General features: G+C 38.5%; 22 protein-coding genes and 1 tRNA gene. 3 read left to right on the plus strand and 20 right to left on the minus strand.

Annotated elements, in window-relative coordinates:
- Window positions 1–409 precede the first annotated feature (409 nt).
- Together APRE_RS06465 and APRE_RS06470 are read right to left on the minus strand one after the other, a co-directional pair.
- Window positions 410–1843, minus strand: a complete 1434-nt coding sequence (locus tag APRE_RS06465; protein WP_015778197.1) for an LCP family protein — start codon at window positions 1841–1843, stop codon at window positions 410–412.
- A gap of 1017 nt (window positions 1844–2860) precedes the next feature.
- Complete coding sequence (locus APRE_RS06470; RefSeq protein ID WP_015778198.1) at window positions 2861–4336, minus strand: DUF1846 domain-containing protein; 1476 nt, start codon at window positions 4334–4336, stop codon at window positions 2861–2863.
- Between the two features lie 588 nt (window positions 4337–4924).
- On the opposite strand from APRE_RS06470, the gene APRE_RS06475 reads away from it, so the two are divergent.
- Window positions 4925–5215, plus strand: a complete 291-nt coding sequence (locus tag APRE_RS06475; protein ID WP_015778199.1) for a GIY-YIG nuclease family protein — start codon at window positions 4925–4927, stop codon at window positions 5213–5215.
- 506 nt (window positions 5216–5721) lie between these two features.
- On the opposite strand, the gene APRE_RS06480 is transcribed toward APRE_RS06475, so the two are convergent.
- From APRE_RS06480 to APRE_RS06500, 5 genes are read right to left on the minus strand one after another with little or no spacing between them, the layout of a single operon-like run.
- Window positions 5722–6891: an FAD:protein FMN transferase gene (locus APRE_RS06480; protein WP_015778200.1), complete on the minus strand. Its 1170-nt coding sequence runs from the start codon at window positions 6889–6891 to the stop codon at window positions 5722–5724.
- Window positions 6888–7355, minus strand: a complete 468-nt coding sequence (locus tag APRE_RS06485; RefSeq protein WP_015778201.1) for a UPF0158 family protein — start codon at window positions 7353–7355, stop codon at window positions 6888–6890. The genes APRE_RS06480 and APRE_RS06485 overlap by 4 nt, the downstream gene beginning before the upstream one ends.
- Window position 7356: 1 nt before the next feature.
- Complete coding sequence (glgB, locus tag APRE_RS06490) at window positions 7357–9156, minus strand: 1,4-alpha-glucan branching protein GlgB (protein WP_015778202.1); 1800 nt, start codon at window positions 9154–9156, stop codon at window positions 7357–7359.
- On the minus strand, window positions 9146–9775 hold the full coding sequence (udk, locus tag APRE_RS06495) for a uridine kinase (RefSeq protein WP_015778203.1): 630 nt from the start codon (window positions 9773–9775) through the stop codon (window positions 9146–9148). The genes glgB and udk overlap by 11 nt, the downstream gene beginning before the upstream one ends.
- Window positions 9772–10719, minus strand: coding sequence for an NAD(P)-dependent oxidoreductase (locus tag APRE_RS06500; protein WP_015778204.1), 948 nt, complete (start codon window positions 10717–10719; stop codon window positions 9772–9774). Before APRE_RS06500 ends, udk begins: the two co-directional genes overlap by 4 nt.
- 161 nt (window positions 10720–10880) lie before the next feature.
- Between APRE_RS06500 and APRE_RS06505 the strand changes: the two genes are divergently transcribed.
- Window positions 10881–11285: a VOC family protein gene (locus APRE_RS06505; RefSeq protein ID WP_015778205.1), complete on the plus strand. Its 405-nt coding sequence runs from the start codon at window positions 10881–10883 to the stop codon at window positions 11283–11285.
- 1 nt (window position 11286) lies between these two features.
- On the opposite strand, the gene APRE_RS06510 is transcribed toward APRE_RS06505, so the two are convergent.
- The 5 genes from APRE_RS06510 to APRE_RS06530 form a co-directional block, all read right to left on the minus strand.
- A complete protein-coding gene (locus APRE_RS06510; protein WP_015778206.1) occupies window positions 11287–11829 on the minus strand; it encodes a nucleoside deaminase in 543 nt (180 codons plus the stop codon).
- A gap of 800 nt (window positions 11830–12629) precedes the next feature.
- Window positions 12630–12706: transfer RNA gene (locus APRE_RS06515), tRNA-Arg, on the minus strand.
- A 41-nt stretch (window positions 12707–12747) separates the two neighbouring features.
- Window positions 12748–13959: a D-alanyl-D-alanine carboxypeptidase family protein gene (locus tag APRE_RS06520; RefSeq protein ID WP_015778207.1), complete on the minus strand. Its 1212-nt coding sequence runs from the start codon at window positions 13957–13959 to the stop codon at window positions 12748–12750.
- A 3-nt stretch (window positions 13960–13962) separates the two neighbouring features.
- Window positions 13963–14793: an aminoglycoside 6-adenylyltransferase gene (locus APRE_RS06525; RefSeq protein WP_015778208.1), complete on the minus strand. Its 831-nt coding sequence runs from the start codon at window positions 14791–14793 to the stop codon at window positions 13963–13965.
- Window positions 14783–15373, minus strand: coding sequence for an NUDIX hydrolase (locus APRE_RS06530; protein WP_015778209.1), 591 nt, complete (start codon window positions 15371–15373; stop codon window positions 14783–14785). The genes APRE_RS06525 and APRE_RS06530 overlap by 11 nt, the downstream gene beginning before the upstream one ends.
- Window positions 15374–15480: 107 nt before the next feature.
- Between APRE_RS06530 and mscL the strand changes: the two genes are divergently transcribed.
- On the plus strand, window positions 15481–15891 hold the full coding sequence (gene mscL / locus APRE_RS06535) for a large conductance mechanosensitive channel protein MscL (RefSeq protein WP_015778210.1): 411 nt from the start codon (window positions 15481–15483) through the stop codon (window positions 15889–15891).
- Between the two features lie 428 nt (window positions 15892–16319).
- On the opposite strand, the gene topA is transcribed toward mscL, so the two are convergent.
- The 8 genes from topA to APRE_RS06570 form a co-directional block, all read right to left on the minus strand.
- Complete coding sequence (gene topA, locus APRE_RS06540) at window positions 16320–18374, minus strand: type I DNA topoisomerase (RefSeq protein WP_015778211.1); 2055 nt, start codon at window positions 18372–18374, stop codon at window positions 16320–16322.
- Between the two features lie 4 nt (window positions 18375–18378).
- Window positions 18379–19470: a DNA-processing protein DprA gene (dprA, locus tag APRE_RS06545; RefSeq protein ID WP_015778212.1), complete on the minus strand. Its 1092-nt coding sequence runs from the start codon at window positions 19468–19470 to the stop codon at window positions 18379–18381.
- Window positions 19460–19807, minus strand: coding sequence for a YraN family protein (locus APRE_RS06550; protein WP_015778213.1), 348 nt, complete (start codon window positions 19805–19807; stop codon window positions 19460–19462). Before APRE_RS06550 ends, dprA begins: the two co-directional genes overlap by 11 nt.
- On the minus strand, window positions 19797–20426 hold the full coding sequence (locus APRE_RS06555; protein ID WP_015778214.1) for a ribonuclease HII: 630 nt from the start codon (window positions 20424–20426) through the stop codon (window positions 19797–19799). Before APRE_RS06555 ends, APRE_RS06550 begins: the two co-directional genes overlap by 11 nt.
- The gene (gene ylqF, locus APRE_RS06560; RefSeq protein WP_041449768.1) at window positions 20423–21259 is read right to left on the minus strand and encodes a ribosome biogenesis GTPase YlqF; all 837 of its coding nucleotides are present in this window, start codon (window positions 21257–21259) and stop codon (window positions 20423–20425) included. Before ylqF ends, APRE_RS06555 begins: the two co-directional genes overlap by 4 nt.
- 95 nt (window positions 21260–21354) lie before the next feature.
- The gene (locus tag APRE_RS09735; protein WP_015778216.1) at window positions 21355–21651 is read right to left on the minus strand and encodes a hypothetical protein; all 297 of its coding nucleotides are present in this window, start codon (window positions 21649–21651) and stop codon (window positions 21355–21357) included.
- 19 nt (window positions 21652–21670) lie between these two features.
- Entirely contained in the window at window positions 21671–21832 is a 162-nt protein-coding gene (locus APRE_RS09740) for a hypothetical protein (protein WP_015778217.1), read from the minus strand.
- Between the two features lie 290 nt (window positions 21833–22122).
- Entirely contained in the window at window positions 22123–22902 is a 780-nt protein-coding gene (locus APRE_RS06570; RefSeq protein WP_015778218.1) for a hypothetical protein, read from the minus strand.
- Window position 22903: the final 1 nt, after the last annotated feature.

Raw genomic sequence — 22903 nt, forward strand, 5'->3', positions numbered from 1 at the left:
CTTTTGTTTCATAGAAACAAAGGTCAAAAGAACGTCGAATGGCGTTCTAATACTTCCAAGAAAACTTTGTTTTCTTTCACATTTTATCTATCGTAGTCGAGATATCCTTTTTTACTCTCTCCCCTTATATCTAGCGTAGTCGAGATATCTCCTTGGTTTTCATAGATCACTTAATCCTTATTATTTACGTGTCATCATAGACTGTAGATCTCTCACATGCGTTCGAGATGGCGTAGCTTCAGTTTGAAATTATCTCAAGGTATATACCTTGTTGTTCTAATATTGGTAAGTGTGAGAGATTTCTTCGGTCCTCTATTAGCCGGACGGGCTTGTTTCTAAATAAGGGAAAATAGTAGGAAAGCAAGCTTTCCTACCTTACCCTTATAACTATCATAGTAGAGACATATCTTTACTTATTGTTTTCCTCAATATTATTATGAATATTTTCTATGGAGTCCTTGCTTGGGACCATCATGTAGAGTCTTGCGTTTGGCATTAGGTAGGAGTCGAGGTCCATGGTTCCTTTTCCTTTTAGGGCTTCGCTTTCTATTTGCCATTCGCCTCCGTCGGCTAGTTGTTTGTTGACTAGCTCTATCATCTTCTCATATGGCACGTCTGTGTTGACCGATTCTAGGGCTATATCTGCTATTTGGTTGAAGTTTAGGAGCATTTCTGTGCTTAGCATTTTTCTTATGATTCCTGTTAGGACTCTGGTGTGGTTTTTCCCTCTGTCGAAGTCTCCTTCTTCGAGATTGTATCTTTCTCTGGAGAAGGATAGGGCCATGTCTCCGTTCATTTCTACCTTTCCTTGTGGGAAATAGTATACTCCACCGCTTGATTGAAATGCGGTTGGGTTATCAACGGTGATTCCTCCAAGGGCGTTTATGAGTTCTACTAGGGTGGTGAAGTTGACCTTGCCATAGTAGTCGATTTTGATATCTAAGAGGGCCTCTACACTCCTTATAGAGGTGTCCACTCCGTAAAGACCCGCGTGGGTTAGCTTGTCGTACTTGTCCCCTTCTCCTCCTATGGATAGGTAGGTATCTCTTGGGATAGTTGTGATCAGGATTTTCTTCTCCTTTGGATTGACACTTAGGACCATGTTGACATCGGACCTTGATACATTGGATAAACTACCTGATGTGTCGATTCCTGATAGGAAGACATTGAAAGATTGATCCTCTGCTACTTCCTTCTTATCTTCCTTCTTCTTCTCATCTCCTGTAACTAGGACGGATTCGAGTACACGGGTTTTCTCAGAAAATCCCTCAATTGCTTCATCAAGGATTGGCCTAAAGGACTCATTAAGAAGCATAACCTCTGACTTTCCTTCTAGAAGTGCTGTGGCAGAGTCCTGGTAGCTGGCGAAGTTTTTCTCTACTAGATCTTTCTTATGATCTTCCTTATACTTACTAAATGCCTTCCTTATATTATCCTGATCCATGTCTCCTGCTGTGGCGATTTCCTTATCTCCTATATCTGCAAGACTTTTAATTTCAGAATCCTTCAATACAACATAGCTCATCTCGTTGGTGTCCTGGACAGGCTTATTGTTGATTTCTGAAACGGTCTTGATGGACTTATTGGCATAGGATAGGAAGGTAATCTCACCTATGCTTAGTAGTAGAAGGAATATGATTATGATAGCCTTCAATGCGTTCGAGTTTTTCTTTCTTATAAATCCTATATACAAAAAAATACAAAGAATTATCCCAATGCTGACTGCTATGGCAAGTCTGTAGTTGTGAGGGAGAATCTTGTATTTGTATAGGAAATAAAAGAATACAATATTGATTATGGTAGCCAAAATGACTACAATTTTTGTAAAAATAGATTTCTTCATTTTCTTTCCTTATATAATATATTAAATGTTTCTCTGAATCATAGTATAACAAGCTAGTGATTTTGTCAAGATTATGTATGTGAAATTTTATGGGAATAAAGGAGAGAAAGCTTTGTTTTCTTTACCCTTATGTCTAGCGTAGTCGAGACATCTAATTGGATTTTGTAATTTGAGTATGATCGTGTATGACTTAAACCAAATTATATACATGTCGTCATAGACTGGAGACCTCTCAGTCGTGCCTCCTTCGACGTGGCGGGTAATATTGTAGCTTGCTACAATACTGGAACTAAAAAAATTATAGTTTTACTTTTACTCGTGAGATTTCTCCGTTCACTTCGTTCAGTCGAAATAAGGTTGCCCTCCTGTTGGGCCACTGTTTGTATGAAAGGCAAATAGTGTAGTGACTTTTGTTTCGCAGAAACAAAGGTCAAAAGAACGTCGAATGACGTTCTTGAATTTTCTAGGAAAGCCTAGCTTTCCTTCCCCTTATATCGAGCGTAAGCCGAGATATCTCTTTGGTTTTTATAGATTACTTAATCCTTAATTTTTACATGTCATCATAGACTGTAGATCTCTCACGTATGTTCGACGGTAGTTTGCGGGCTTAGCTGCACTTCGCCTCGCAAAGCCTCGATTAAGGAGTTTCATCAGTTCGCTATGCTCACTGTGACAATTCCATTAGAGATGGCAGGTAATTGTGTAATTGTTATAATTCAAAGTATTTAATTATTTAATCTTTTACTATAAGTCGTGAGGTTTCTCCAGTCCTCTGTTAGCCGGACGGGCTTGTTTCGAAGCAAGGTAGCCCTCCTGGTGGGCCACTGTTTGTCTGGAAGTCAAATAGTGTAGTGACTTTTGTTTCGTAGGAACAAAGGGCAAAAGAACGCTGAATGGCGTTCTAGTGCTTTCTAGAAAACTTTGTTTTCTTTCCCCTTATGTCGAGCGTATTCGATATATCTCCTGTCTCTCTTCCCTTTTTTCTTGCAATTTAAAAGGAGCCTTGGCTCCTTTGTTTTAGTATTCGTAGTTGCCGTTTCCTAGGTAGGCGTCTTGGGTGAAGTTTATGCCTAGTTTTCTTAGCATGGATCTTTGGCTGTCTTCTAGGAGGACTGTAGAGTGGGCGTCTAAGCCCTTTAGTTTACTGATTTGTTCTATAGCCATGTGGCTTAGGGGGTTGGTTGTGCCTGAGATTGAGAGGGCTATTAGCATTTCGTTAGCTGATAGGGATGTTTCTTTACCTCCCAGGGACTTGGTTTTAAGATTTGAAACTGGCTCTATGATGTGTGGTGATATCAAGAGAAGGTCGTCGTCAAGTTTTCCTAGTTTCTTTAGGGCGTTTAGGATAGCGGCTGATGGTGCTGACAAGAGATCGCTCTTCTTTCCTGTGATGATCTCTCCTGATTCAAGTCTAATAGCGAAGGCCTCTCTTCCAGTCATTTTAGCCTTTTCTCTAGCCTTTACTGCGACTGTCCTGTCTTCTGGACTTATTTCAAGCTGACTCATTAGCATCTCGATTTTTTCTACTGCATGATAGCTTTCCTTGGCATATCTAAAGTCAACTAAGGTATTGTAGTATCTTCTGATAATCTCTTCCTTGCTGGCACGCTTCACCCCTTCTTCGTCTTCTATGCAAAAGCCTACCATATTGACACCCATATCTGTTGGAGACTTGTAAGGGCAAGAACCCATGATTTTCTCGAACATTTTCTTAAGTATAGGGAAGGCTTCTACGTCCCTATTGTAGTTTACTGCAAGCTCCCCATAGGCATCTAGGTGGTAAGGGTCAATCATATTTACATCGTCAAGGTTGGCGGTGGCTGCCTCGTAGGCCATATTTACAGGATGCTTGAGGGCGAGGTTCCATATTGGGAAGGTCTCAAACTTGGCATAACCTGCGTTGATTCCTGCTTCGTGGTCCAGATACATTTGAGAAAGGCAGGTTGCCATCTTACCTGAACCTGGTCCTGGTCCTGTGATAACCACTAGGGGTCTTGTGGTCTTTACTCTCTCGTTCTTGCCAAAACCATCCTTAGAGATAATGTGGTCGATGTTGTTTGGATAGCCCTGGATATCGTAGGTCTTGTAACTTGCGATTCCTAGGTTGTCCAAGTACTTTTGGTACTTCACGGCCTTGGGTTGGTTATCAAACTGGGTTATGATAATTCCATTTACCAAAAATCCATAGTCCTCGAAGGCTTCCTTTAGCCTAATAGTTTCCGCATCATAAGAGGTCTCATTATCCCCTCTGATCTTGTTGTTTTCGATATCGTTGGCATTGATGGTTATTATAATCTCACAAAGGTCCTTGAGGTTATAGAGCATCCTGAGTTTTGAGTCAGGTAGAAAACCAGGAAGCACCCTTGATGCATGGCTATCATCAAAGAGCTTGCCCCCAAACTCCATATAGAGCTTATCAAAATGAGAAATCCTCTCCTCGATCTTTTCCGACTGCAATTTTATATACTTATCATTATCAAAAGCTTTCTTCACGTCATCCTCCAATCATATCTAAATATTATACCTAGATTTGGGGGAGATGAAAAGATTTGTGGGGTAAAATTTGTATAAGAAATCTCATATTATAATCCTATCATATATTTAGTTAGCATTATATAGTACGTAAACTTTATAAGTACATACAACACTTTATATCTGCCACCTCGAAAAAAAGCCCTTCCGGCTCTGAGAGGACTATGTGAGAGGTCTACAGAACCTTGGGACGTGTTTAATCTTAGATTTTGTTAGATATGTTTTTTCGTAGATAAATTGAATTTTTATATCTATATGTCGTCATGGACTGTAGATCTCTCGTCGCTCCGCTCTGTCGAGATGGCGGTTAAATTGTATATACTATATTTCAAAGTATTGAAACACATACACGCCACCTCGAACTTTATGTGAGAGGTCTACAGAACCTTGGGACGTGTTTGATTGGAGATTTTGTAATTGAGGTATGATCGTAGATGACTTACACCATATGATTTACATATGAAATTTCCGTAGGTATTTAGAAATTATCAACTTTTATATCTTAATTGGGTATAGTGACATTAAGAACATTTTCTTTAAGGAGTGATTATGAGTTATTTTGTTTATTTACTTACTGATAAGACAAATAGTAGATATTATATAGGCTACACCAACAATCTTATAAGAAGAACCTATGAACATAGGAATCATCTTAAGAAAGGGAGTTTTTCTGATAAGTATAATATTGGGAAGCTTGTTTATTATGAAGTATTTGAAGATTACGAAAATGCTAGAGAAAGGGAAATTCAGATGAAAAAGTATAGTAGGACAAAAAAGGAAGCTCTTGTTAATTCTTTAAATCCTGAATGGAAGGATTTGTATTACGATATTATTAAGTAATTTATTTTACATACTATTATTTATTTTACCATAGAGATTATCAGATCTAGCTTTATGTGGGATTTATATGGAACTTTAGTATTTGTTTGATATGAGTTTTTGCTAGTTAGGTATGAGCATAGATAACTTAAACCGTATTATTTACATGTCATCATAAACTGTAGATCTCTCGTCGCTCCGCTCTGTCGAGATGGCGAGATATATACTATATTTCAACGTTTTAAAAGTATAATTTCCAAATTTTCGCCACCTCGAACTTCACGTGAGAGGTCCACGGAACTTTGGGACGTGTTTGATTGGAGATTTTGTTATTTAGGTATGATCGTAGATGAATTAAACCGTATTATTTACATGTCATCATATACTGTAGATCTCTCAGTCGTACCTCCTTCGAGATGGCGGGGTATATGCCATACTTCAATATTTTACAAGTATATCATTAGTACCTTTGTTTAATACCTCCCCACACAAAAAGCCCTAATCCACTGAGGATCGGGGCTTTATCTTTATTTATCTTCTATTTTTTCCCAGCCTTCGGTTTTGTATTCGTTTCCTTCTTGGTCTATCCAGTATGCTTCTACTTTGTTTTCAGCTGCTTTTTTTAGTCCTGTCTCGTGGTCTACTATGAAGAAGTAGGTTGAGAGGGTGTCTGCTAGGGCTATGCTGTCTGCTTTTACTGATACGGATTTCCATTTGTCGGATGGGTATCTGGTGGCTGGGTCTATGATGTGGTGGTAGTTTTTGCCGTCTACTGTGAAGAATCTTTGGTAGTCACCGCTTGTTACTACTGAGGTGTTCTTGACGTTTACTACTGTGGAGTATGGATTTTCTTTATCTTCTAGGAAGGGATTTTGGACTGCTATTTTCCAGTTTCCTTGGCTGTTGTTTGGATTTTCTCCTATGATTACGTCATCTCCACCGACTGAGAGGATTCCTCTTTCAAATCCTGCTTCTTTTAGTTTTTCTGCCATTTTTTCTGTGGCGTAGCCTTTGCCGATTGCTCCTATATCTATTTGGACGTCTGGGTCGTTGATGTAGACTGTGGAGTTTTCCTTGTCTATTTCAATGGCATCTATGTTTTCGTGCTCGCTTTTCTTGATGAGCTCATCTTCTGGTGGGATTGCTGCCTTTTCAGGATTATCTATGGACATTTCCCTGTATTGGTGCCACAAGCCTAGGAGAGATCCCATGGCTATGTTGATGTTTCCGTCTGTTAGTTCGTACATTTTCTTTGAGTATTCGATTAGCTCGATTATTTCAGGGTCTACCTTGACTGGCTCGATTCCTGCCTTTTCGTTGATTGTTCTGAAGTTATTTACTCCTTCGAAGGAATCGTAGGAGTTGTAGAGCTTGTGATATCTAGCTAGCTCTTCTTCGAGGACGTCGCATTGTTTCTTGAAGCTTTCTTCATCATCAGAGTAGGTTAGAAGGGTAGTTACAGTGTCGAAATAGTCGTAGTAGGTTTTGTCAAGTTTTGGCACTTCAGTGCTTTTCTTATCTTCTTGATTTTCTCCTACATCTTCTGCTTTTGTGTCTTCCTCTGCCTCTTTTTTCTCTACTTTTTCTTCCGCTTGGCTTACCTGGTCCTTATTATTATCTGTCTCATTTGCTCCATTGGCACAGGCTGTTATTACAAGGGCCATTGCCAAGGGGTAAAATACTTTCTTTATTCTCATAGTTTGTTTATGTTAATTGTCTCCATGTCTTTGTTTACTGGGATTGATTCTTCAAGAGCCCATGTTAGTAATATGTCCGCTGCTGCCTTGTCTCTGAAGGAGTTCCATTGTCCTTCAAGTCCTTGTTCGTAGACTATATCAAGGAATTCCTCTCTTGGGGCGATTCCCTCGTAGTTGTCTAGGAAGTTATCCCTTTGGTGTCTGTCAAGGCTTGCTACAAAGGCTTCTCTTAGTCTTTGGCTATCTAGCTCATCTGCTGTTGGCAAGAGCAAGAAGTTTTCTACGTCTGCGTCTATATCTATATAATTTTCTTCTATGTCTTCTGCGGTTTGGATTTCCTTGTTGATTCTTATGAAATCAAGGGATTCTGTATTCAACCACATATTCTTAAGATATGAATCTTCATCTATCAAGGTCCATTTTTCAACTAACCATGATAGATTGATTGGTTTTCTTACTTTCATATTATTTTATTTTTAGTACTATTGCTTCGTATTCCCAAAGCTCCAATACTAAATTGTTTCCTTTCTCTATTTTTATATTTCTCTTATCCCATCTACTTCCACCATAGGTCTCAGAAAGCGAATCCAAGACTTCGACAAATTCTACTTCTTCATCGTAAGGTATCTCGTAACGAGCCTTGTAGGTGTTGGTCATGTTAAGGACTACAAGGTATCTATCATCTCCGGCTTTTCTTTCGTAGGCGAAAACAGAATTAATATTATCATCTACTACTTTCCAGGAAAATCCATCTTCTTCATAGTCTTTTTCGAAAAAGGCAGGACTTTCTAAATAAAGGGCGTTTATGTCCTTGACGTAGCGGTGGATATCGTCATGGGTTGGGAATTTGAGTATATCCCAATTAATCGATTCATGCTCATCCCACTCGTCAAAGGTTGCGATTTCATTACCCATAAAGTTGAGCTTCTTGCCAGGATGGGTCATCTGGTAGGTGTAGAGGAGCTTAAGCTCTTTGAACTTCTCCTCGTAGGATCCTGCCATCTTATTAATCATAGCGCCTTTCATGTGCACTACCTCGTCGTGGCTTAGTGGTAGGATAAAGCGTTCGTTGTAGTAGTAGAACATGGAAAAGTTGATATTTGCCTGATGGTTGACCCTGTTTATAGAATCTGTCTTAAAATACCTTAGAGTATCGTTCATCCAACCTAAGTCCCACTTGTAGTCAAAGCCCAGTCCTCCATCTTCGACTTTGCCTGTAACTTGTGGGTAGTCTGAGGAGTCTTCTGCTATGAGCATAACATTTGGGAAGGCCTCGTGGATGGTTTTGTTAAGGTCCTTAATAAATTCGATATTGTCTTTGTGGACTCCACGATTCTTGTTGCCATTGTAGTGGATCATGTAGCTTACCGCGTCGATTCTTATTCCATCGAAGTGGAAGTTCTCTAGCCAATAGGTCATAGCTGATTTCATAAAGCTTCTGACATGGCCCTTGGAGTAGTCGAAGTTATTAGATCCCCACTCGGAGTATTTAAGGTCGGGATAGACTGACTCATACATTCCAGTTCCATCAAAATGATCTAGACCGAAGTAGTCGCTAGCAAAATGAACTGCCACCATATCAAGGATTACTCCGATTCCGTTTTGGTGGAGGATATCGACAAATTTCTTAAGGTCCACCGGACTTCCAAAACGGGAGCTTGTCGCAAAAAATCCGCTTGATTGATAGCCCCAGGATGGATAATAAGGATATTCGGTTATAGGCATGATTTCCACGTGGGTGTAGTTCATTTCCTTGACATAGGCTACTAATTTATCTACTATATCGAGGAAGTTGACCTTATCATTGTACCTAAGCCAGCTTCCTATGTGGATTTCGTAGATATTTAGTGGCTTATCGAAGTTCTTATCCCTGTTTTTGATAAATTCTTCATCGGAGAAGTCGTAGGAGTCATCTGTTATGATACTCGCAAAGTCGCCTTCCTTGTCCATAGCACGAGCAAAGGGGTCGGTCTTTTCTACCCAATTCCCTTGGTGGACTACTATATACTTATAATAATCACCAGGATTCGCATTAAGCTTAATAAAAAAATAACCGTACTTGGTGTTTTTGGTCATCCTGGTATTTTCCCAAGAAGTGAAATCTCCCTTGATGTAGACTTCGTCCGAATTTGGGGCAAGGACCCTGAACACATACTTGCCGTCAGTATCTTTGTGGGCTCCCCAAATATCAGCCCCCATAGACGAGTGGCCCGCTAGATAATTTTCTATATGATCATGGTTAGTTTCTGTTATATTAACTTTCATTTTCTTCCTCAATCAAATGTTTAATGTGTCTTTTGAGGATTTGAATTCCCTTTAGGTTCTTCGCTCCTCTTGGAATAATAATGTCTGCATATTTCTTGCTTGGCTCGATATAGGTCTCATGCATTGGCTTAACCTGGCCGATGTATTGGGTAAGGACCGATTCTAGTGACCTGCCACGTTCCTTGGTATCTCTTAGTATTCTCCTTTGTAGCCTCACATCGCTATCGGCATCGACAAAGACCTTGGTGTCTGTGATAGACCTAATCCTTTCATCATATAGAACAAGGATTCCTTCAATTAGGATAATCCTTGTAGGCTTAACCTCTATAGTCTCCTTGCTTCTGGTGTGGATATTGTAATCATAGGTCGGCATGGCTATAGTCTTACCTTCGAGCAGTTTTAATAAGTCCTTATAAAATAAATCATTGTCGAAAGCACCTGGGTAGTCATAATTAAGCTTGGCTCTTTGCTCAAAGGATATGTCATCGTGGGCCTTGTAGTAATTGTCGTGACCTATTACAGTTAAGTCATCCTTAAAATAATTTGCAATCTCTCTTACAATCGAGCTTTTGCCAGAGGCCGAGCCCCCAGCAATTGCTACAATTTTTACATCTGTCATAGTTTAATCTCGTTTACGATATTTCCCTCTAGGTATTGATAAAGGTTGTCGAATACAATGTCAGCCCTAATTTCCATGGCTTCCTTGGTGTAGAAGGCAACGTGGTTGGTTAGTATTACATTTTTGGCATTTCTTAGTGGGTAGTCTTCTGGAAGAGGTGGTTCCATGTCGAATACGTCTATACCTGCTCTTAGTTTGTCTTCATTGAGAAGCTTAGCTAGGTAGTCATTATCTACAACAGCTCCCCTAGCGCAGTTAATAAGAACAGCCCCTTCCTTCATTAGGTCGAGCTCTTCACTTCCTAAGAAGCCCTTAGTCTCCTTGTTGTTTGGTATATGAAGAGATACTATATCACTTTCCTTAAGGAGGGTAGGAAGGTCGACATATTCTACTCCCTTGGCCTTGATTTCTTCCTTTTCTGTTCTTGAGTAGGCGATTATCTTGCAACCAAATACACTCAAAAGATCGATTAGCTTAGATCCTATATTTCCTGTTCCTATTACACCGAAGGTCTTGCCCTTGATAAGCTCGCCTAGAAGATAGTTATTTTCTCCATCGAAGATATTTCCCCTATTCTCGTTAAACTTCCTCAAAACAGAGATAGTAAGTCCTATTACAAGCTCTGCCACAGAATCATCTGAGTAGCCGCTAGCATTGAGGACCTTGATTCCCTTTTCCTTGCATGCTTCTAGGTCCACATGGTCCACTCCAGTAAATGCCACATCGATTAGGTCTAACTTTGTATTATTAATCACTTGGCTAGTAAGAGGCTTGTTGGTGATGATAGCTATATCAGTGTCCTTTAATCTTTCGATTTTTTCCTCATCACTTCCTGTACTCTCTTCAAAATATTCAAACTCATGGCCTAAAGATTCAATTTTTTCTTTATGATTTTCAATAATTTCTCTATCAACTTCTAATGGATCAATTAGACTAATCTTCATTATTTTCTCCTTTATTCAATATTAATATCGTTTACTTGCTATTATTATACTCTTCTTGCCCATATTTAAATAGAAAATTCATCTAGATTAATTACTAACTATACTTGCCTAGATGATGATAATGTGATAAATTATTAGTATAGAAATAGAAAGGAATAGGTATGGCAGTTGGATTAGCTTTTACAGATGGTAAATGTTTAGAGGCTCTTCATTATTATTGCAATGTGTTTGGCCTAAAAGAACCAGAGAAAGTCATTAGATACAGTGATTTCGAGGAGTTCAATCATCCAAAGGAGATAAAAGATAGGATATATAATTCATATCTGGATATCTACGATAACAGAATCTACCTCTATGATGTGACTAATGACAAGTTGATTAATAAAGGAAACAATGTAAGGATTGTAATAGAGACGACTTCCGATAATCTCTACAGGGCTTACATGAACTTTAGAAAAGACTCCACAGTAACCATGGAGCCTCAAAAAGTGAACAAGAGAATATTTACAACTTTGATTGATAAATATGATATTTCATGGCAATTTATAGCAGAAATTACAGAATAGATCATTTCTTTGATTTATTCTTTTTCTTTTGCCTTAAATACCTAAAGAAAGTTTGGATTTCAAAGAGAGCCTCCTCCTCCATTAAGCCGAATTCCGCATCGACAAAGTGAAGCTGGCTCCTATCGCCGCAGACATTGGTATTGGAACCGCAGGCACCTCTCTTGTGATCTCTGATACCCACGACTAGCCTATCGATCCTTGAATTTATAATAGCTCCAGCACACATAGAGCAAGGCTCCATAGTTACATACATGGTGCACTCCTCTAGCCTGAAATCATCCATCCAGGAGCTCGCTTCCTTGATAGCCATAAGCTCGGCATGCTTTAGGGCGCTTTTCCCCTTGTAGGTTAGATTGTGGCCACGGCCTATGATTTTCCCATCGTAGACAACCACAGCTCCAACAGGAACTTCCTCAATAAAACGAGCGACCCTCGCCTCATTGATAGCCTCAGCCATAAAGAAATAGTCCTCCTTGCTGAAGGTATTTTGAGGAATTTCTTCTATTTTATTTACATTATTTCCCGAATTATTATCTTTACACATAATTTCCTTCTTTGATTTTTTTAGATATTTTATCTTATTAATTTACAAGTCGTCTTAGACTGGAGATCTCTCGTCGCTCCGCTCTGTAGAGATGGAGTAACTTTGATTGAGTTTATCTAAAAGTATATGTATTGTTGTATTTATATTGGTAAATGTGAGAGATTTCTCCACTCATTACATTCGGTCGAAATAAGGGAAAATTGTAGGAAAGCAAGCTTTCCTAGTCTTACCATAGTGTCGAGCGCAGTAGAGACATCTCTTATCATATACTATATTTTTATTAAAAATTTCATCATTCCGCCACCTCGAAAAAAGCCCGTCCGGCTCTGAGAGGACTATGTGAGAGGTCTACAGAACCTTGGGACATTTTATAGCTTAGATTTTGCTAGATATATATTTTTGTAGATTACTTAATTTTTATTATTTACATGTCATCATAGACCGTAGATCTCTCACATGCGTTCGACGGTAGTTTGCGGGCTTAGTTGCACTTCGCCTCGCAAAGCCTCGATTAAGGAGTTTCATCAGTTCGCTATACTCACTGTGACAATTCCATTAGAGATGGCGGTAATTGTGAGAATTGCTATAATATTGGGTCTAAAAAAATTACACTTTTACTATTTCTAGTGAGATTTCTCCATTCACTTCGTTCAGTCGAAATAAGGGAAAATAGTTGGAAAGAGAGCTCTCCCACCCTTCCCTAGTGTCGAGCGTAGTCGAGACATCTCTAGGCTAATTCTCATCATTGATATAATCTTTTTTTCTCACAAAAAAAGCTGTTGTTATCAACAGCCGTAATTTGGTGTACCGAAGAGGATTCGAACCTCCGACACCCGCCTTAGGAGGGCGGTGCTCTATCCAGCTGAGCTACCAGTACAAATAAAGGACAAAAATCGTCCTCTATTATTATATTGTTTTTTATCTTGCAATCAATACTTGAATCAAGAAATTTATATTATTTTCTATATTTCTTTTGATTTTTGAAAATAAACTTGCTTCTTCAACGTCCTTTTTAGCTATAAGATCGATGGTATGGTCTTCGTTGCCGTAGGATACATCTACCTGGCCTAGGACTTCTCCTTCTTTGATTGGGGCCTTAATCTTATCCTTTAGGCTAATCTTAGTAGCTACTTTCTTGTCATCTTTGGATATGATACTTAGGTTTTCTTTTGGATATAATTCGATATAGCCTTGTTTGGCACTAATTTCATCTATGGTATCTAGGCTTTTGTTGGTATCTAAGACTTTTTCGCATGAGTAGTATCTGGATACATAATAAATAAGATCGCTCATTACGCTATCTCTGGTATCTTTTTGGTCTGCTCCCATTACTACACCTATAGTCCTAAACTCGTCGTTGCCATCGAGCTCTTTCATGTCAGTAGTTGTTACCAAGCAGTAGCCTGCCTGGTCTGTGGTTCCAGTCTTTAGACCGTCTACTCCCTTTATTTCTCCTCTTAGGGGAATGGTGGAGTTTTTCCTTATACCCTTGCCTGGGATGTTTACCTCATCCATGGTCGAATATCTTAGGATATCTGGGTATTTTTTTACTATCTCAGAAGATAGTTTGAAGAGGTCTCTGGCAGAAGATTTATTTTCCTTGCCGTCATCTGTACCAATTCCACTAGCATTGTAGTATTTTTGGCTAGTAAGTCCTAGATCTTTTGCCTTCTGGTTCATCATCTGGGCAAATTTATCCTCGCTTCCTGCGACAGTTTTGGCAAGAAGATGGGCACAGTCGTTTCCACTAACTGCTATAAGACCTTGGAGGAGCTCCTCTACCGAGTAGGATTCATTCTCCTTAAGTCCTAGGGCGGAGTACTCCCAGCTAGTAAGCTCTTCTGCCCTCTTATCTGCCTTGACACTGGTGTTTAGATCAATTTTTCCCGCATCCATTGCATCTCTTACTAGAAGAAAGGTCATAAGTTTGGTAAGAGAAGCCATAGGTAGGGCTTCGTCGGCATTTTTCTCATAGTAGATGTCGCCATTTTCTTGATTTCCTATAAGGTAGGCTGTAACATTGTCATCAAGTCCTACTACCCTACCTTCACCTGCCGCAAGGGAAGTCGTCCCAGTAAGTATCAGGATTAAGGAAAGGATAAGGGCTGTTATATTTTTCTTAATTTTCATAGTCTACCTCAAAAATGATTCGAGCTTTCTATAGTTCTTACGCAAAAGCTCAAGGGCCTTGACATCGGCCTTCTTGTTATATTCAAAACCTAAGTTCTCTGCCTCAGCCATGCCAACCTTTCTAAATAAGCCACAAGCCTTAAAGAGGCAATCGTAAATATCTAAAAGCTCGTTTGTATTATAGGATAATTCCAAATCTTCCCTATATTCCTTACTTAGGGAGTTGATAAGGCTTGATCCATCCTTACCCATATCTCTTAGACCATAGAACTTATCTATAATATGGAAGTTAAGCATTTTGATTAGCTCGTAACGCAAATCATCCATCTTGATGGAAGCTGCTATAGGGTCTTTCTGGTTAATATATAGAGAAACTTCGATAGCATTGGCGAAGAAATTGTCCACACAGGACTTAAATTCGTATTCCTTGGCCATGTCGTATTTGAAGTCCCTATTTGGAGAAAGTTTCTTCTCACCAGCTCTATTGTAAATAAATTCGATATCGCTTGGAAGCTTCTTTATGAAGTCTTCTGCCAAGTCTTTTGCTATAATTGATTCAGAAATCTTTATATTATCTTCCTTGTACACGTCTATTATAGTGTAATTTTGCTTGTTCTTGTCGACCTCGAAGCTATCCTTTCTCCTATTGATAAGGATTATATCATCGAAGAGATATCTTATATCATCTTCAAGCTTACCTATAATAACTTCGTCGACAACAGTGTATAAATCAATGAATTCGTCATTGGTATTTGATTTGATGTAAAATATAGAAACTATGGAATCTTTGTCCTTGGCATAGTCTACAAATCTATTCTTAATTTCACTTTTCATCTATAACCCAGCTTTCTATAAAATTCTTCAAAAGTCTCGCTGTAAGTCCCCAGATGACAGGTTCTGTATCATAAAAGTACAAGTCACTATAGCCCCTCCATGCCCTGTATTCCTGGCCGTTGGGGATCTTGTCGAAGGGGAAGTCTTTCGGATAGTCTACCTTGTAGGGTGACCTATATCTGATTGGTGGATTATCCTTTAGATAGTCTATATCAACAGCGAAAACTGACTCTACTTCTTCATTATACTTTATATCTTCAAAATTTTTCTTAATTCTACCATAAAAACTCTTCACATACCTGTAAGAAGAATTAAGACTCATAGAAGAATATCCCATATATTCGATATCGCTATAATCTAGACAAAGTTCCTCCATAGTCTCCCTGAGAGCTGCTTCCTTAAAGCTCTCTCCTTTTTCGACTCTTCCCCCAGGGAAGGATACCTCGCCAGGCTGGCTGATATGGGCACTTCTTACCTCCAAGAGAATATGGTCCTTGCCATCAATCTCAATTATCGGGATAAAAACCGCGAAATTTCTCAATTTATTATAAAAATCGTCATCAACTAATAATTTTTTCATAATATCTCCTATAATAAATGATATTAAATTAGGGAATCAAAGTCAAATATATAATAATAAATTTGTATATGGGTATAATAGTAGGGCAAGTAATTTTAGGAGGAATAATGTTAAAAGAATTTAAAGAATTTATAGCACGTGGCAATGTAATTGATATGGCTATTGGTATAATCATGGGATCTGCCTTCACAGCGATTGTAAAAAGCTTGGTAGATGATATCCTAATGCCAATCATATCAGGACTTACTGCTGGAATAAACTACGAAGATATAGTAGTTAATATTGCAGGAGCAAGCCTAAAGGTAGGTAACTTCATCAACGCTGTCATATCATTTCTAATTATCGCCTTTGTAATGTTTATGATAGTTAAGGCACTAAACGCAAGACACAAAGATGATGAAGAGGAAGAAGTAACAACAAAAGATTGTCCATACTGCAAAAGCGAAATACCAGTAGAAGCAACAAGATGCCCTCACTGTACATCTAAACTTGCTGAATACAAAAACGCAAACGAATAAGAAAAAACAAAGCCGCTTATGCGGCTTTTTGCTTGGGGAAATTTATGCTTTGTTAGATACGTAGTTTATAAATAAGGAGATTTTTAAAACTTACATGTCATCTTTGAATATAAGTCTATCCAGTGCTCTGCACCCTTATATCGAGCGTAAGTCGAGATATCTCCATGAATTTCATAGATTAAATTATCTCTATTATTTACATGTCATCTTAGACTGTAGATCTCTCACATGCGTTCGAGATGGTGGTTAATAGAAATCTATACTTTAATTTAGGTTATACAATTAACTGCCCTTTAAAAGTAACACGTGAGGTTTCTCCACTTCGGTCGAAACAAGGGATATTGTAGGAAAGCAAGATTTCCATCGCCTCTTATATCGAGAATTAGTCGAGATTTATCTTTCTCTATCCTATCCGAGGCATCTCCTTTTTATCTCCTCTTTTCTTTGACATAGTCACAGGAGGAGCATTTTATTTCGTCTGTGGACCTGTTTTTCTTGTGGATTAGGAGAGAGCCGCATTCTGGACATTTTTCTCCTGTTGGTGGGTCCCATAGGGCAAAGTCGCATTTTGGGTAGTTGTCACAGCCGTAGAATCTCTTGCCTCTTTTGCTGACTTTTTCTATTATCGTTCCGTCTTCACATTCTGGGCATTTGACTCCGGTTGATTTTACTATTGATTTGGTAAAGTTACAATCTGGAAAGCCGGTACAGCCTATGAATTTCCCGTTTCTTCCGTGTTTGATGGCAAGAGGCTTTCCGCATTTTGGGCATTTTTCTTCTAAGATTTCATCTCTTACCTTGTAGTCCTTGCCGTCCTTTTTGACACCCTTCATGTCTTTTTCGAAGTCCTTGTAGAAGGATTTTAATGTTTCTTTCCAGAATCTATCTCCTTCTGCGATATTATCCAAGGCATCTTCCATTTCCCTGGTGAACTCTACGTTTATTACATCGTCAAAGTTTTCTTGGAGGAAGGTATTTACGGTTTTTCCTAGATCTGTTGGGAAGATTGATCTTCCTTCAAGTTCTACGTAGTTTCTTGAGATGATTTGGTTGATGGTAGCAGAATAGGTTGAAGGTCTACCTATGCCGAATTCTTCTAGGGTCTTTACAAGACTTGCCTCAGTATATCTTGCTGGAGGCTTAGTGAAGTGTTGGTCCTTATCGATTGACTCAGCACTTATCACATCCCCTTCCTTAAGCTCTGGTAGGATATTTTCGTTTTCTTTATTTGCTCCCAATTTATTGAAACCTTCAAATAGGGTGATTTTCCCGTTTGTCTTAAAGATTAGGGAATTGTTGTCGAATAGGACTTGGGTTGATAGGAATTCGTAATCTGTCATCTGGCTTGCTACGACTCTTTCCCAAATCATCTTGTATAGCTTATATTGTTGATCTGTTAGGTATTCCTTAATCTCTAGAGGATTTCTCCTAATAGAGGTAGGTCTTATGGCCTCGTGGGCATCTTGGCTGCCCTTTTTCTTGCCCCCGTAGGTATTTCCCTTGCCAGCATATTCCGGTCCGTATTTTTCCTTAATATATGAGAGGGCTTCGCCTACGATCTCCTTAGAGATCCTGTTAGCGTCAGTTCTCATATAGGTAATAAGACCCACACTTCCATCTCCTACATCTATACCCTCAAAGAGCTGTTGGGCTAGCTGCATGGTAAATCTTGTAGAAAACCCTAATCTATTGGAGGCATCTTGTTGGAGGGTTGAGGTTGTGTAAGGCTTTTGAGGCTTTCTTCTCTTTTTAGTCTTGGTGATTTTTACAACTTCAAACTTATCCTTATCGATTTTATTTAGGACCTTATCCGCTCCGTTTTCATTGCTTATTTTTATTTTCTTGTTGATTTGTCCATAGAATTCTGAGTCGAATTTCTCCCTACCTTCCTTGTGGTGGGCTGTTATAGTCCAGTATTCTTCTGGAACAAAATCGTCGATTTCCTTTTGCTTATCTACTATAAGCTTTAGGGCAACTGATTGGACACGACCTGCAGATAAACCTGCCTTGACCCTCTTCCAGAGGATTGGGCTTATCTCGTAACCTACAATCCTATCCATTACTCGCCTTGCCTGTTGAGCGTCAACTAGGTTCTGGTCGATTTTCCTTGGGTTTTTGATGGCGTTCTTGACATTTTCTTTGGTTATCTCGTGGAACTCTACCCTGTTTTTCGCTTCAGGGTCAAGGTCTAAGAGAAATTGTAAATGCCAGCTTATGGCCTCTCCTTCCCTATCCGGGTCTGTCGCAAGGTAGACATTTTCTGCCTTTTTCGCTTCTTTTTTTAGTTCATTTATAGTCTTTGCTCGTCCCCTAACCTTGATATATTCTGGTTCAAAGTTATTTTCTATATCCACTCCAAACTTGCTCTTTGGAAGATCACGGAGGTGGCCTACTGTTGCCATTACCTTGTAGTTTCTTCCGAGCATCTTTGAGATGGATCTGGCCTTGGTTGGAGACTCTACTATTACTAGGTTCTTAGCCAAATACTCACTCCTTTATACTAAATTCATTATTTCCTATATTTTCTATATAATCCTTAAGCTCAAGCGATGTAAGGAGAAAATTGATCACGTCAATCTCTTCATCTAGACCACTAGCTATAGTGTCAGCACTTGAGTTGGGGTAGTTTACAATGTATCTTACCACTTGGGCCTCTGTCTTATCAAGTTTTGAATAATCAAGACTCCTTCGACCCAGATCCAAATCTTTCATATAGTCGAGCTCTTCTATAATATCTTCTGGAGAAAGCACGAGCTTGGCCCCTTCTTGGATCATCTTGTTTGTCCCTTTGGAATAGATTGAATTTATATTACCAGGCACGGCGAAGACTTCCTTACCTTGTTCTAGGGCACACCTTACAGTAATCATGGTCCCCGATTTTTCCTTGGCTTCAATCACGACCGTACCTAGGGAAATCCCTGATATTATTCTATTTCTCCTGGGGAAGTTAAAGGCAATAGGCTCTGTCCCCAGGGGAAATTCTGAAAGGATGAGACCATTTTCTTCAATCCTCCTGTAGAGGTCCCTGTTTTGTTTAGGATAAATCTTGTCGATCCCACAACCTATAACTCCAATTGTCCTCTTGCCGACATCAAGGGTTGCCTTGTGGCAAGTCGCATCTATCCCATAGGCAAGGCCTGACACTGTTGTAATTCCAGCCATGGCTATACTTTCTGCCAAGTTCTTACATGCCCATCTTCCGTAGTCCGTACACTTCCTTGAACCTACGAAGGCTATGGAATTTTTGTCAGCCTCTTCGTCAAAGTCTCCCTTGTAATACAAGACAGCTGGCTTATCTTCTATATATAGGAGGTTTTTAGGATAAGCTTCATCTAGTAGGGTGACATATTTATAATCCTTCTCATAAAGCAAGTCCAGATATGACCTGAAAGCCTCTAGACTCTCATTATCAAAAATCTTCCCATAAATCTTATCTGTAAGGAAGTCATAATAGGCCCTATCCTTGTCGAAAAAGTCCTCAAAGCTCGTCTTTTCGTAGAGGTCTAGGATTGTCTGATTATTCAAATATATGTAGTTTAGGTATAAAATAATTTCGTTTTTAGTAAATTTAAAAGGCATTTTCTATATAATTAATCTCTCCCTTATCCGCTATAACTTCAGCCACATCAAATCTCATAAGCATATCTGTCATATTATTTTCTATAAGGAAGGCCTGGCTTGCCTGGATAACTTTCCTTTGCTTACTAGGAGTAACTGCTTCGGCAGGACTTGCAAAGTTAGCATTCTTCCTAGTTTTAACTTCTACAAAAACAATCATATCGGAAAGCTTCGCCACTATATCTATCTCGCCGAAGGGCTTCCTGTAATTTCTAGCAAGAATCTCGTAGGACTTATCCTTTAGGTAGCCTTCGACGAGATTTTCCCCATAATCTCCAAATTCTTTCTTATAGGTCATAGATACTAAGCTGTCTTTCGTGGAACTTCCTCAAGAAAGTCTGCCTGTGGATAGGAGTTTCTCCGTACTTTTCTAGACCCTCGTAGTGCTTTTTCGTCCCATATCCCATATTAGTCTCGAAAGAATAGCCAGGATAGATTTTTGAGAAATTGATCATAATATCATCACGTCTGACCTTGGCAAGAATTGATGCACAAGAAATGACATATTCATTTAGGTCTCCCTTTACTATATTCATCTGAGGAATATCGGTATTTATCCTTTCTGCATCGATTAGGACGATTTCTGGGCGGATTTTAAGTTTGTTTAGGGCATCTTCCATGGCCTTATGGGTGGCGTTTTTGATATTAAGCTCATCAATCAAAGAAGGATTGGCATAGCCATAGGCAAAGTCTATGGCATCATCTAGGATCTTCTCCTTGAGACTTAGCATCTTCTTTCTAGTAAGCTTCTTCGAATCTGTAACCCCTCCTATATTAGAATCTCTTTTCATAATCACAGCACAAGTTACTACAGGACCTGCCAGAGGTCCCCTGCCCACTTCATCAATACCAGCTATAAGCTCGTAGTCTTCATGGACCTTTTTCTTTATAGCATCATCGTATGGTGAATATCTCATGCTTTTTCCAAAGTAATCTTGCCAAGCTTACCTGACCTAAAGTCATTTAGGATGATATTGGCAGTTCTAGCATAGTCAAAGTCTCCACCAGAAATTATAGCCCCACGCTTTTTGGCTATAGCCTCGTAGATTTCTAGGGCAGGAAGGGCAGGATCAACTTCGTATCTGTCGACCAAGGCTTCTGGATTGTTTTCCTTCATTTCCTCCAAGAATTTAAGGGTCAAGTCTTCTATATTTAGAACCTCATCTTTAATAGCATTGGTAAAGGAAAGGTGAAGGCCGATTTTTTCTTCAAACTTAGGCCACAAAATTCCAGGAGTATCGAGGAGCTGGATATTAGATCCAGTCTTGATCCATTGTTTGGTTTGGGTAATACCAGGACGGTTACCTACCTTGGCTCCCTTTTTCTTTGAAACCTTGTTGATAAAGGTGGACTTACCAGAATTTGGCACACCTACGATCATCATCCTAATCATGGGATTGTCTATATTCTTTTTCTCATTTTTCTCAAACTTATCCTTAAGGAGGGTCCTTGCTTCCTTATATATCTTATCCACAGGGACATTTTCCTTTGAGTTCATCAAAAGGGCAGGGATACCTTCTTCTCTAAACTTCTTGACCCACTTCTTATTCTCCTCTGGATCTGAGAGGTCTGACTTATTCATTATTACCATCCTTGGCTTGTCAGCCACAATCTCATCTATCATAGGGTTTCTAGATGAAATCGGAATCCTCGAATCGATTATCTCCAAGATCACATCTACTAGCTTCAAATTATTTATAATAATCTCCTTGGTCTTTTTCATATGACCAGGAAACCAGTTAATATTCATCGTCATTATATCTCCTCCGTATTCTCTTCTATATATTATACATAAAATAGCCATACTTTTACAAGAAAAAAGACCTAGGCAACTTAAGCCCAGATCTATAGATTGAAATTCTTATTATTCGTAGGGATATTTTCTTCCGGAAATGCTAAGGTTAATACTACAAATAATATAAGAAAGAAGAGATTGAGAGCTAATTTTTTCTTAGAGATAATCTTTCCCTCAAAGTGAAGCTCATAGCTTATATTAAAGATAAGCAATAGGAAAAGTCCACAGGGATAAAGCCAGTGGTTCACATTTGTCCCCAAAAGTCCAAAGATTATAGGAATAAAATAGTTAATACCTTTCCTATACTTCTTAACTAAAGATTCTAAATTATTATCTCTCTTACTCATCTATTCTCTCCCAAAGACCTCAAATAAGCCCATTTGTTATAAGGGCAAAACATATAACTAGAAATGACCTCTTCTTTTGATCAAAATCAAATCCCTTATTCTTTCTCTTTAAAAGAAAAGTCCCAAGCTCAACTAAGATAAAATACATAAGCGTCAAAAACAGTAACCTAACAAATTTCATAAGCCCTCCTTCTATCTATTAAAATCCTACCCTAAATGGATAAATAATAAACTAAAAATTCCTCTAACTAGAAGCAGACTAATAATAAGACAAGGCCCTCTTCCAAGTATAGGAAGTTAGTGCAAACAATATCTCTGTATATACAATGGAAAACATTGTATCCTTTGTCTAGATATTTAAATATAGGATACTTAACTGATTATTTAATTCTCCGATATATTTTTTAGTCTTGAAGTTTGCTAATTACCCGCTTTAAATAATATCTCATCCTTTATTACTAATACAATCATCTAATAATTATTAAAAGAATCGCTTGTTCTAACCCTTTTTAATAGATATCTAAAGCATATCACTCCCAAAATTATCCATACTGTATTAGAGATCAAATAATCTACTATAAGAGAGCTTTCTATATTCTGTCCCAAATACATCTGTCTCATTATTTTTATGCCTGCATTAAATGGAATTATGTTAAATAGTCTGCTTCTCACTCCGATCATATCTGATAAAAAAATCAGCACTGATTGTAAAATAAATACTAGGCTTCCTATTTCTTTTTCTATTAGAGATATGCCTCCTAATAATAGTCCAAGTCCGTACATTCCTATTAGAGCAGGGAAAGCTACTAGGTAAGATAAGAGTATGTATAATATATCTTTTGTATCTGCCTTTATAGATAGAATGAATATTAGGAAAATAACGAAAAAGCTTAAAAAGCTTATTATTAAATATGTAAGCATCTCAATAAAGAGTAATAGTTCTGCCGAATATTTGCTCTGCATTTTTAATTCAAGAGTTCCCGATACTGACTGTCCCCTAATATTAGCTGAGCTCCAACCTAAGGCAGTTGTCGATATTTGCCAAAATATAAAACCAATAAGTACTATCATTTTTCCTGAATTAATATCTATTCCATAAGAGTCAGCAAAGGCTGAGTCAAGACCTGTTATAAATATCGAAAATAATACAATAGCGAATATTAATATATCTGTTACGAAGCTAACTTTATAACTTCTTATCTTTTTTATATCCAAACTAAGCTCAGTTTTGATTAAATTTATATAGTCCATA

It is taken from the genome of Anaerococcus prevotii DSM 20548 (genome assembly GCF_000024105.1).
GTDB lineage: Bacteria > Bacillota > Clostridia > Tissierellales > Peptoniphilaceae > Anaerococcus > Anaerococcus prevotii.